Below are 12421 nucleotides of genomic sequence, written 5' to 3'. Positions count from 1 at the left end.
AGGATCAAGAGAACCGAGCTGGTCTAGGCGCATTTGCCAGGAGGACACGGAGTGTAGCTTTCCTACATGAGTACCGCACTGGCATTGCAACGACGACTTGCGAAGGTTATCTCGACCGGACCTTTTAAACATCCATATCAATAGAAGTTTAAAAAGAGGATCAAGAGAACCCATAGCTATCCCATACGTATCCGCCACTTTAATAGAATCTTCATCACGGATTGATCCGCCCGGTTGAATGATTGCTGTAATTCCTGCTTTTGCTGCTTCTTCTAATGTATCTGGCATTGGGAAGAAAGCATCAGATGCAAGTGCGCTACCTTGTGCTTTTTCACCAGCTTGTGTAATTGCGATTTTTGCAGAACCTACACGGTTCATCTGTCCTGCACCGACACCAATTGTCATATCATCTTTCGCTAAAACAATTGCATTTGATTTCACATGCTTTACAACTTTCCAAGCTAGTTTTAAATCTTTCCATTCTTGCTCTGAAGGTTCACGTTTCGTTGGAATTGAAATTGTACTTTCATCTAATGATAACGTATCTTCCTCTTGAACGAGAAGCCCACCTTGTACAGAAGTTAGTTTTTTGCTTGCACTTGTCGCTTTTTCAATATTTACAGTTAGTAGACGTAAGTTTTTCTTACTTTGCAATACTTCTAAAGCTTCTTTTGAGAAAGAAGGTGCAATAATGATTTCTAAGAAAATTTCGTGTAACTTTTCTGCTGTAGCTTTATCAATTTCACGATTTGCTGCAATAATACCGCCGAAGATTGATACTGGATCTGCTTCATAAGCACGAGTATATGCTTCGTGAATATCAGTTCCTACTCCAACACCACATGGATTCATATGTTTTACTGCTACTACTGCTGGTTCTGTAAATTCTTTTACGATGCTGAGCGCTGCGTCTGCATCATTAATATTGTTATACGATAATTCTTTACCGTGTAATTGTTCTGCGTATGCAACAGAAGAAGTTGCTGCGAATGGCGCTTTATAGAAAGTTGCCTTTTGATGTGGGTTCTCGCCATAACGTAAGTCTTGCTTTTTCTCGAATGTCACAGTTAATGTTTCTGGACTTTCTTCACCCATTTGCTCTGTTAAATAGTTAGAAATTAGCGCATCATATGCTGCTGTATGACGGAATACTTTCGCTGCTAGTTTACGTTTCGTTTCATCCATTACTTCGCCGTTCTCTTTTAGTTCTGCTAATACAACATCATAATCTACTGGATCTACAATTACAGATACGAATTGATGATTTTTCGCAGCAGAGCGAATCATTGTCGGGCCACCGATATCAATATTTTCAATTGCATCAGCAAATGTTACATCAGGCTTAGCGATTGTTTCTTTAAATGGGTATAAGTTAACAACAACAAAGTCAATTGGCTGAATACCTAATTCATTCATTTGTGTTACGTGTGTTTCATTATCACGAACTGCTAATAGACCACCATGAATATTTGGATGTAATGTTTTCACACGGCCATCCATAATTTCAGGGAAACCAGTTACTTCAGAAATACCAATTACTTGTAAGCCGTTTGCTTCTAGTAACTTTTTCGTACCACCTGTTGAAATAACTTCAATCCCTTGTTCTAGTAACCCTTTAACAAATTCTACTACTCCTGTTTTATCTGAAACACTTACTAATGCACGCTTTTTCATTTATCTTTCACCCCTGGTTGTATGTTAGTTAACAGTTGATTCTTTCACAGACTGAACAATTTGATTCACTGTATTTACGTATAATTTATGCTCAACTTGTTGAATTTTATTTTGTAAGCTTTCTCTCGTATCCCCTTCAGAAACAACTACTGCTTCTTGCGCAATAATTGGCCCTGTATCCATACCTGCATCTACATAATGAATCGTTACTCCAGTTACTTTCACACCTGCTTCTAATGCTTGACCGACAGCATCTTTACCCGGAAAGCTCGGTAGTAATGATGGATGAATATTAATAATCTTCCCGCCGTATGCTTCTAGTAACGTCGGCCCAATTAAACGCATATATCCAGCTAAAATAACATAGTCAATTTCATATTCTTCTAGCTTCTTTAATATCTCTTTTTCAAACGCTTCTTTTGACTCATATGCTTTCGCTGAAAAAGCAAAACACGGAATATGATGATAATGTGCCCGACCAACAGCGCGTGCTTCTGGTTTATCACATACTAATAAACTAATTTCTGCATCCAATCTTTTTTCTTCTACCGCATTAACGAGAGATTGAAAGTTAGATCCGCTTCCAGAAGCAAAAACCGCTAATCTACTCATAGTGCTGTGCCCCCATTAAAAGTAACACCAGCTCCTTGTATAGTACGTCCAATAATACGAGCCGTTTCTCCTTGTTCTTCAAGAAGACGAACAACATCTTTTGCATCTTCTTCCTTTACTGCCACTACCATACCAATACCCATGTTAAAAATATTGAACATGTCTTTCTCTTCCAGGTTTCCAACTTCTTGAAGTAAACTAAAGATCGGCTGAATTTTCCAAGATCCTAGTTCAATCTCAGCACCGATTCCTTCTGGCAACATGCGTGGAATATTTTCAATAAATCCGCCACCTGTAATATGCGCCATACCGTATACTTCATGTTTCTTCAATAGTTCTAAAATAGGTTTGACATAAATTTTCGTTGGTTTTAATAATTCTTCACCAAGAGGTAGCTCTAAGCGACCATAAATACGCTCTAAAGATAGTTCTCCATCTTCTAGTAACACTTTTCGTACTAAAGAGTAACCATTGCTATGAATACCGCTAGATGCTAAGCCAATTAACACGTGACCAGCTTCAATTTTTTCACCTGTTATAATTTTCTTCTTATCAACAATCCCAACTGTAAAACCAGCTAAATCATATTCTTCCGTAGAATACATTCCTGGCATTTCAGCTGTTTCTCCACCGATTAATGCACAACCAGCTTGGCGACAGCCCTCTGATATACCTTTGACGATGTTTTCAATTTTACTAGGTTCAGCTTTACCACAAGCAATATAATCAAGGAAGAGAAGCGGCTCTGCTCCTTGGACAACAATATCATTTACACACATTGCTACTGCATCAATACCAATTGTGTCATGTTTATCTGCCATAAAAGCGAGCATCAATTTCGTTCCCACGCCATCTGTTCCAGATACTAATACAGGTTCTTCTAATGCAAATTTTGATAGATCAAACATACCTCCAAAACCGCCTAAACCGCCTAGTACTTCTTTTCTCATAGTTGTTTGTACGTGTTTTTTCATGCGAGATACCGCTTCATATCCAGCTTCAATATCTACTCCTGCTTGCTTATATGCATTCGCCATCGTTATTTACACCTCGTCTTTTAATTTCTCCCCATCCAGGGCGGGCTATTTTAAGAAAGGAGCTAGCTTCTACATCAAAAGAAGTAGAAGCTTTTTTCACTTTTCTTATTTCATACTTTCTAAAAGCTCTTGCTCATAATCATAAAGAGCTGTTGGATAGTCCCCATTAAAATAAGCCATACATAGACCGCCATATTTCCCTTCATATGGACGCCCAATTGCATCTACTAATCCATCTTCGCTTAAAAATGTTAAAGAATCTGCTCCGATCATTTCACGGATTTCTTCTACTGTATTATTTGCTGCAATTAATTCTTTTCTCGTTTGAATATCAATGCCATAAAAACATGGATACTTAAGAGGTGGTGAAGCGATTCTTACGTGAACTTCTGTCGCTCCAGCTTCACGAAGCATACGAACAATTCGTTTACTTGTCGTTCCTCTTACGATAGAATCGTCAATCATAACAACTCGTTTCCCTTCCACTACACCTCTTACTGCTGAAAGCTTCATCTTAACCCCTTGCTCACGCAGTTCTTGAGAAGGCTGAATAAAAGTACGTCCAACGTAACGATTTTTAATTAATCCTAATTCATACGGAATGCCTGTTGCCTCCGCATAGCCAATCGCTGCTGAAATACTAGAGTCTGGTACACCAGTAACAACATCCGCTTCAATAGGAGCTTCCGCTGCTAAACGTTTTCCCATATTTTTACGCGCTGCATGAACGTTAACACCAGCAATATTAGAATCTGGTCGTGCAAAGTAAATGTATTCCATACTACAAATCGCATGTTCTACATCGTTTGTAAAACGATCTACGTGAATTCCTTCATCATTAATGATAAGTAATTCACCAGGTTCTACATCGCGAATGTATGTTGCACCTACTACATCAAAAGCACATGTTTCAGATGCTACAACGTAAGCATCCCCCATCTTTCCAATTGAAAGCGGACGGAATCCATTTGGATCTAACGCAACGATCATTTCATTTCCAGTTAGTAAAAGATACGCAAACGCACCTTTCACTTTATTCAGAGCCTCTTTTACACTTTCAATTAAAGAGTCTTTCGTACTACGTTTAATAAGATGTAAAAGTACTTCTGTGTCTGAACTTGTTTGAAAAATACTTCCCTCTGCCTCTAATTCACGGCGAAGCATTTTTGCATTAATTAAATTCCCGTTATGAGCTAGCGCCATACTATGATCAGAAAAACGGAACAACAATGGTTGAACGTTAGCAACTTCACTTCCACCAGCTGTTGCATATCGTACATGTCCGATTGCTGATTTTCCATTTAATCCTTCTAGCTCGCCTCTTGAAAACACTTCTGATATTAAACCTAACCCCTTGTGACCGACAATTTTCTCACCATTATTTACGACAATGCCTGCGCCTTCTTGTCCACGGTGCTGTAAACTGTGCAATCCGTAGTATGAAACTTGTGCTGCATTTTCATGCCCCCAAATTCCGAAAACGCCACATTCTTCGTTTAACCCCTTTATTTCAGCAAGCATGGGATTGCCCCTTTCCAAGCCTTTCTCATTTCATCTACATTTGCTGTAAGTAATACTTCATTTTCTTCATTATGAATTGTTACTTCATTTGTACTTGTTACTTCTCCAACTTGGATTGCTTCTACCGCTTTCTCAAACGCCTCTTTATTTTCACGTTTTACAGTAATCACGAAGCGAGACTGTGATTCAGCGAATAATGCTGCTGTTGCTTCTCCATCTAATTTCACAGTAGCACCTAAGCCTTTAGCACCAATTGCACTTTCTGAAATCGCAACTGCTAAACCACCCTCAGCAACATCATGTGCAGATTGAACAAGACCAGCTTGAATTGCTTCTAATACTTGTTTTTGGCGTTTTAATTCTACATCTAAATCGATACTTGGTGATTGCCCGAAGATTTTACCGTGAATCATTTTCTGTAATTCACTTCCGCCAAACTCAGCTTTCGTCTCACCGATTACATAAACTAAATCGCCAGCTTGCTTAAACTCTTGTGTTGTTACATGTTTTAAGTCATGTACAAGTCCGACCATCCCAACAGTTGGTGTTGGATATACAGCTTCGCCACTACGCTCGTTATACATCGATACGTTTCCGCCGATAACTGGTGTTTGTAATGTGCGACAAGCTTCACTCATACCGTCTACTGATTTCTCAATCTGCCAGAAAATCTCTGGTTTTTCTGGGTTACCGAAGTTTAAGCAATCTGTAATTGCAAGTGGCTCCCCGCCAGAACATACGATATTTCGCGCTGCCTCTGCTACTGCAATTTTACCGCCCATTTCTGGATCTAGATAAATGTAGCGAGAGTTACAATCTGTCGTCATTGCTAATCCTTTTTCTGTACCGCGTACACGTACAACTGCAGCATCTGAACCTGGTGTCACAACTGTACTTGTGCGAACTTGGTAATCGTATTGATCGTATACCCACTCTTTACTTGCAATTGTTGGTTGCTGTAATAGAGCGAATAACGCTTCTTTATAATTTTCTACTTTTGGCGTTTCCATTTTCATTGCTTGGAATTCAGCAAAGTATGCTGCTTCTTTTGATGGCTTATGATAAATTGGTGCTTCTTCTGCTAAAGCATCTGCTGGAACTTCAGCTACCTTTTCACCTTTATGGAATAAACGAAGCATTTTATCTTCTGTTACTTTCCCCATCGTAACTGCTGCAAGACCATACTTCTCAAATAAATCTACTATTTCTTGTTCTCTACCTTTTTTCACAACAATTAACATACGCTCTTGTGATTCAGATAGCATCATTTCATATGGTGTCATTCCTGTTTCACGCTGTGGTACATCATCTAAGTACATTTCAATACCCATTCCTGCTTTACTTGCCATTTCTGCAGAAGATGATGTTAAACCAGCCGCACCCATATCTTGAATTCCAACAAGTGCATCAGATTGAATTAATTCTAAACACGCTTCAATAAGAAGTTTCTCCATAAATGGATCCCCTACTTGAACCGCTGGACGTTTCGCTTCTGAACTTTCAGATAGTTCTTCCGACGCGAATGTTGCACCGTGAATACCGTCACGACCAGTCGATGCCCCTACGTACATTACTGTGTTACCAGCACCGTGCGCTTGCCCTTTTTTAATGTCTTCATGATTAATCAAACCTACGCACATTGCATTTACAAGTGGATTTCCTTCATAACATGGATCAAATTGTACCTCGCCGCCAACAGTCGGAATACCGATGCAGTTACCGTATCCTGCAATTCCTGCTACTACTTCTTCGAATAAATATTTCACACGTGGTGACTGTAATTCACCGAAACGAAGTGAGTTTAATAGAGCTACCGGACGTGCTCCCATAGAGAATACGTCACGAATAATACCACCAACACCTGTTGCAGCTCCTTGATATGGTTCAATAGCTGAAGGATGGTTATGACTTTCCATTTTAAATACAACTGCTTGATTATCACCTATATCTACAATCCCAGCACCTTCTCCAGGTCCTTGCAGAACACGCTCACCTGTCGTTGGAAACTTACGAAGAACTGGTTTTGAATTTTTATAACTACAATGTTCAGACCACATTACAGAGAATAATCCTGTTTCTGTATAATTTGGCAGACGACCTAAAATCCTTTCAACCATGGCAAACTCTTCGTCTGTTAGCCCCATTTCCGCATATATACGCTCTTCTTTAATTTGTGTTGGATTTGGTTCAAGCATTAACGACATATGTTTCCCTCCACTGTTTTAAGATAGATTGAAAGACTTTTAACCCTTCAGCACCGCCAAGTAATTCATCTACAGCACGCTCTGGATGTGGCATCATACCAAGTACATTTCCTTTTTCGTTTACAATACCAGCAATATCTGAAACGCTACCGTTAGGATTTTCTACGTAACGGAATGCGATTTGATTATTCTCTTCTAATTGTTTAAGAGTCTCTTCGTCACAATAGTAATTCCCCTCACCATGAGCGATTGGAATATTGATTATTTCATTTTTTTCATATTGTGATGTAAACATCGTTTCATTATTTTCAACACGCAACTGAACAGTGCGACACATAAATTTTAAGTTTTCGTTTCTCATTAACGCTCCTGGTAGTAATCCTGATTCAACAAGAATCTGGAATCCATTACATACACCTAAAATCGGCTTTCCTTGCTCAGCAGCTTTTTGCACTGCTTTCATTGCATTAGCAAAGCGAGAAATAGCACCGCAGCGTAAGTAGTCACCATAAGAAAATCCACCTGGTAGTAGAATGGCATCATATTCATCTAAATTCTCTGTATCGTGCCAAACGTAATCTACTTCTTCGCCAAGCTCATCTTTAATTGCATGGAACATATCGACATCACAGTTCGAACCCGGAAATACTATTACGGCAAATTTCACTGTGCGACAACCTCCTCAACTTCATAACGGAAGTCTTCCATTACAACGTTCGCTAATAGTTTTTCACACATTTCTTTTACCTTGCTATCTAAATCAGATACAGATTTATCAATTGTTAGTTCCATGTACTTTCCGATTCGAACGTCTTGTACTTCTGTAAATGAAAGACTATGAAGTGCTCCTTTTACTGCTGTTCCTTGTGGATCTAATACGCTTTCTCTTAATGTTACATATACCTTAACTTTATACATGTGAAATTCCCCCTAAACGTTTTAAAATCTCTTCATAAGCTTCTGTTAAATTTCCAAGATCACGACGGAATACGTCTTTATCAAACTTTTCATTGCTCGTTTCATCCCATAAACGGCAAGTATCTGGTGAAATTTCATCCGCTAAAATGATTTCTCCTTCTTCCGTTACACCAAACTCTAATTTGAAATCTACTAATCTTACACGACAGCTTGCGAAATGATCAATCAACACTTGATTGATTTGTAGAGCCATATCTCGTAATACACTTACTTGCTCTGGCGATGCAACGTTTAATACACGAATATGATCTTCCGTTACAAGCGGATCTCTTAAATCATCATCTTTGAAGTAAAATTCTACGATTGGTTCTGCAAGTACAGTTCCCTCTTCCATTCCTAATCGTTTTGAAAGACTTCCTGCAATTACATTTCTTGTGACAACTTCTAAAGGAATAATACTCACTTTTTTAACAAGTTGTTCTGTTTCAGATAACTTCTCAACAAAATGTGTTTTAATTCCCACTTCTTGTAACTTTCTGAACAATAAAGTTGTAATTTCATTGTTCAAACGACCTTTTCCTGTAATCGTCTCTTTTTTCTCCCCATTGAAAGCAGTCGCACTATCTTTGTACTCTACCCAAACCATATCTGCTGATTCTGTACGATAAATTCTTTTTGCCTTACCTTCATACAGCAATTCTAGCTTTTGCATTTCGCAAGCCCCCTGTAGTTTGAAAAATGTGAATAATGTTTTTATAAATAATGGCACAGAATGACTCTATTCTGTGCCATATGAAATTTTACGCTTCGTTTAATCCAAGGCGTTCAAAGATTGTATCAACGTGTTGCATGTGATGCTCATAGTTGAAGCATTCATTAATTTCTTCTTGTGTTAACTTGCTTGTAATACGCTCATCAGCTTCTACAAGCTCTTTAAATTGTACTTGTGTTTCCCAAGCTTCCATCGCTTTAGGCTGTACGATATCATAAGCTTCTTCACGTACCATACCTTTGTCGATTAGTGTAAGCATTACGCGCTGAGAATAAATTAAGCCGTATGTTCTTGTCATATTGCGTTTCATATTCTCTGGGTATACAGTTAAGTTTTTAACGATATTACCAAAGCGATTTAACATGTAATTTAACGCGATTGTAGCATCTGGTAAAATTACGCGTTCTGCTGAAGAGTGAGAAATATCACGCTCATGCCATAATGGAACATTCTCATAAGCTGTCATCATATAACCGCGGATAACACGAGCTAAACCAGTCATATTTTCAGATCCAATTGGATTACGCTTATGCGGCATTGCAGAAGAACCTTTTTGACCTTTTGCGAAAGCTTCTTCAACTTCACGTGTTTCACTCTTTTGTAAACCACGAATCTCAACTGCCATCTTTTCGATAGATGTTGCGATTAGTGCAAGTGTTGACATGTAATGAGCATGGCGATCACGTTGCAATGTTTGTGTTGAAATTGGTGCTGCTTCTAATCCTAAGTTTTCACAAACATACTTTTCTACGAATGGATCGATATTTGCATATGTACCAACCGCACCAGATAATTTACCAACGCGAACTGTATCAGCTGCTTGCTTGAAACGCTCTACGTTACGTTTCATTTCTTCATACCAAAGACCAAGTTTTAAACCAAATGTTGTTGGTTCTGCATGAACACCGTGTGTTCTTCCCATCATGATTGTGTATTTATGCTCTTTCGCTTTGTTAGCTAAAATGCTTACAAAGTTCTCTAAGTCTTTTAATATGATTTCATTCGCTTGTTTTAAGATGTAAGATAATGCTGTATCTACTACGTCTGTAGATGTTAAACCGTAATGAACCCATTTACGTTCTTCGCCTAGTGCTGGCGTTTCTGATACAGCACGAGTGAATGCAACTACATCATGACGTGTTTCTTTTTCAATTTCATAAATACGATCAATATCAAATGATGCATGTTCACGAATTTTTTTAACATCTTCTTTTGGAATATCGCCAAGCTCAGCCCATGCTTCACAAGCTAAAATCTCAACTTCTAACCACGCTTTAAATTTGTTCTCTTCCGTCCAAATCGCACCCATTTCAGGGCGTGTATAACGACTAATCATCTTTTTCCCTCCAACAGTTGTTCTTGATGGTCCCAAATATGCAAACTCTTCGCTTTTTCTAGAGCAACTTCAATATTATCATTTAAAATATTAACATGCCCCATTTTCCGCTTTGCTTTTGCTTCTTCTTTTCCATATAAGTGTAAATAGCACCCGGTTAATCTATTCACTTGTCTTAGGACCCCTTCTATATGTTCGCCTAAAATGTTTACCATGACAACTGGTTTTAACAAATTTGTTTCTCCTAGAGGTAAATTGCAGATTGCTCGAATATGTTGACCAAATTGGCTCGTTTCACATGCATCCTGTGTATAGTGTCCTGAATTGTGAGGTCTTGGTGCTAATTCATTAATGTAAATCTCACCATTATCTGTAGCAAACATCTCTACCGCTAGTGTTCCCACAAGTTCTAATTCATCCGCAAGTACCTTTGCATACGCAATTGCTTTTTGAGAAAGCTCTTCTGTAATGCGAGCTGGAACGATAGATTCATGCAAAATGTTATTTACATGGATATTTTCCGCTACCGGAAATACTTTCGTTTCACCACTTACACTACGAATCACAATAACGGATACTTCTTTTTCAAAAGGCACCCATTTCTCTAAAATACACTCTGCTTTATCCACAAGATTTCTTGCTGTCTCAACATCAGCCTCACTTCTTAAAACAACTTGCCCTTTCCCATCATATCCACCTGTCGTCGTTTTTAAGACGGAAGGGAATGATAACTCAGTAATTGCTTCTGTAAGCTGATCTTGATTTTGAACTAATCTATACGTTGCTACTGGTAACCCAGCCTTCTCAATTGCATTCTTTTCTGTAAAACGATTTTGCGTTTTATTTAACAACTGACTACCTTGTGGCAAGTAAGCATGTTTTTCAAGCCATTGTAAACATCTATAATCAATATTCTCAAATTCATATGTGACAACATCACTTATCTCTGCTAAATACTGAATTGCCTTTAAATCGTCATACGGTGCAACAATTTCAATATCAGCAACTTGTGCACATGGTGATTGCTTTATAGGATCTAAAACAGCAATTTTATATCCCATCTCCTTGGCTGCCAATGCCATCATTCTTCCTAGCTGGCCGCCTCCAATAATGCCGATCGTTTTTCCAGGTAAAATGATTCTCGTCATACTAGCTCACTACCTTCACGCACATCTTTTTCAATCGCTTCTCGTCTCAATTCTAATGCATCATGTATATCATCATGGAATGATCCAAGTATTTGTGCAGCAAGTAATCCAGCATTCGTTGAACCGGCTTTACCAATTGCAACAGTTGCAACTGGAACGCCTCCTGGCATTTGGACGATGGATAATAATGAATCTAGGCCGTTTAATGCTTTTGATTGAACTGGAACTCCGATTACAGGAAGATTTGTCTTCGCTGCAACCATTCCTGGTAAATGTGCTGCTCCACCAGCTCCAGCAATAATAACTTTCAATCCACGTTCACGAGCCGTCTCTGCATATTCAAACATATAATCCGGAGTCCGATGAGCGGATACAACTTTTTTCTCATACGGTATATTTAATTCATCTAAAATGTCACAAGCATATTTCATTGTTTCCCAGTCTGACGTACTTCCCATTATGACTCCAACTAGTGATTTCATATTAGAATCCCCCCGATTCAAATAAAAAAAGCCTGAAATAGAACAGTTTCTCTTTTACTATGAGAGAAAGCGCTCTACTCAGGCATACGTATCCCTTGTGAATAGAAAAATACCGAGTGACTTTCCCTCATAGTCTAACGAATAACGGTCGTTAGGTAGAGACTTGCAGGCCATATCCCCGCGATTATATGAGGTCTTATATTATTGTTTCTATGGCTATATTAACAATATTTCATAAACGATGTCAATAAATAATCGAATGTTTTTTTATTAGTAGTCAATAACGTTCGTGTTTTAGTTATATTCAAAAGAAGAATTGCAACTATATGCAAGAAGAAAAGGGAATTAGAATATATATTTCTAGAGATCTATTTACTTATAATCGTTTATATAGTACTTCAGTATGTTTTAAATCAAAATATGTACACTCTTGTATTCTACACATCAATAGAACTTTTATTATAACGATTTAATTTCTAAGGAGGATAAACGTGAAAGAAAGAACTATACTATTATCCTATTTATTTTTTCTATCGCAGTAATTTTAAAATATATACTTATGATAGAAATAATGTGTCCTATTTTAAGTATTACTTTAGCGGCATTCGAAAAATCAGGAAAACCAAAAATCATTGCTATTATTTTAAACTTTTTTCGTCTTTAGCGTTATTAAATTTATGAATTATAACATTCGGTAAATAAAAATAAACACAAAAA

At 38.0% G+C, this 12421-nt stretch carries 11 protein-coding genes, 1 pseudogene and 1 riboswitch; of the genes and pseudogenes, 1 reads left to right on the top strand and 11 read right to left on the bottom strand.

Features of this window, described 5'->3' with window-relative positions; genetic code table 11:
- The 11 genes from purH to purE all read right to left on the bottom strand — a co-directional run.
- Nucleotides 1–1674, bottom strand: a 1674-nt coding sequence (gene purH, locus DN403_RS29395; protein ID WP_255452085.1) for a bifunctional phosphoribosylaminoimidazolecarboxamide formyltransferase/IMP cyclohydrolase, incomplete at its 3' end; no start/stop codon positions are given.
- A 24-nt stretch (nt 1675–1698) separates the two neighbouring features.
- Nucleotides 1699–2286: a phosphoribosylglycinamide formyltransferase gene (purN, locus tag DN403_RS29390; RefSeq protein WP_000088578.1), complete on the bottom strand. Its 588-nt coding sequence runs from the start codon at nt 2284–2286 to the stop codon at nt 1699–1701.
- The gene (gene purM, locus DN403_RS29385) at nt 2283–3323 is read right to left on the bottom strand and encodes a phosphoribosylformylglycinamidine cyclo-ligase (RefSeq protein WP_149186054.1); all 1041 of its coding nucleotides are present in this window, start codon (nt 3321–3323) and stop codon (nt 2283–2285) included. Before purM ends, purN begins: the two co-directional genes overlap by 4 nt.
- A gap of 105 nt (nt 3324–3428) precedes the next feature.
- Entirely contained in the window at nt 3429–4844 is a 1416-nt protein-coding gene (gene purF / locus DN403_RS29380) for an amidophosphoribosyltransferase (protein WP_000879026.1), read from the bottom strand.
- The gene (gene purL, locus DN403_RS29375) at nt 4829–7048 is read right to left on the bottom strand and encodes a phosphoribosylformylglycinamidine synthase II (RefSeq protein ID WP_000055594.1); all 2220 of its coding nucleotides are present in this window, start codon (nt 7046–7048) and stop codon (nt 4829–4831) included. Before purL ends, purF begins: the two co-directional genes overlap by 16 nt.
- Entirely contained in the window at nt 7032–7715 is a 684-nt protein-coding gene (gene purQ, locus DN403_RS29370) for a phosphoribosylformylglycinamidine synthase subunit PurQ (protein ID WP_000666782.1), read from the bottom strand. Before purQ ends, purL begins: the two co-directional genes overlap by 17 nt.
- Nucleotides 7712–7966 (bottom strand): phosphoribosylformylglycinamidine synthase subunit PurS, encoded by a 255-nt coding sequence (purS, locus tag DN403_RS29365; protein ID WP_000278823.1) that lies wholly within the window; start codon nt 7964–7966, stop codon nt 7712–7714. The genes purQ and purS overlap by 4 nt, the downstream gene beginning before the upstream one ends.
- Nucleotides 7959–8678, bottom strand: coding sequence for a phosphoribosylaminoimidazolesuccinocarboxamide synthase (gene purC / locus DN403_RS29360; protein WP_149186053.1), 720 nt, complete (start codon nt 8676–8678; stop codon nt 7959–7961). The genes purS and purC overlap by 8 nt, the downstream gene beginning before the upstream one ends.
- Nucleotides 8679–8766: 88 nt before the next feature.
- Nucleotides 8767–10074, bottom strand: coding sequence for an adenylosuccinate lyase (gene purB, locus DN403_RS29355; protein WP_000625682.1), 1308 nt, complete (start codon nt 10072–10074; stop codon nt 8767–8769).
- Nucleotides 10071–11222 (bottom strand): 5-(carboxyamino)imidazole ribonucleotide synthase, encoded by a 1152-nt coding sequence (gene purK, locus DN403_RS29350; RefSeq protein ID WP_000196763.1) that lies wholly within the window; start codon nt 11220–11222, stop codon nt 10071–10073. Before purK ends, purB begins: the two co-directional genes overlap by 4 nt.
- On the bottom strand, nt 11219–11704 hold the full coding sequence (gene purE, locus DN403_RS29345) for a 5-(carboxyamino)imidazole ribonucleotide mutase (protein WP_000839367.1): 486 nt from the start codon (nt 11702–11704) through the stop codon (nt 11219–11221). Before purE ends, purK begins: the two co-directional genes overlap by 4 nt.
- 110 nt (nt 11705–11814) lie before the next feature.
- A riboswitch (purine riboswitch) is annotated at nt 11815–11916 on the bottom strand.
- A gap of 279 nt (nt 11917–12195) precedes the next feature.
- On the opposite strand from purE, the pseudogene DN403_RS32065 reads away from it, so the two are divergent.
- Nucleotides 12196–12385, top strand: a pseudogene (locus tag DN403_RS32065) (hypothetical protein).
- Nucleotides 12386–12421 lie beyond the last annotated feature (36 nt).

The sequence above is a fragment of the Bacillus sp. AY2-1 genome, assembly GCF_008368965.1.
GTDB lineage: Bacteria > Bacillota > Bacilli > Bacillales > Bacillaceae_G > Bacillus_A > Bacillus_A thuringiensis_S.
The sequence above is the reverse complement of the archived record's forward strand: the minus strand, read 5'-3'. Positions and strand labels throughout refer to the sequence as shown.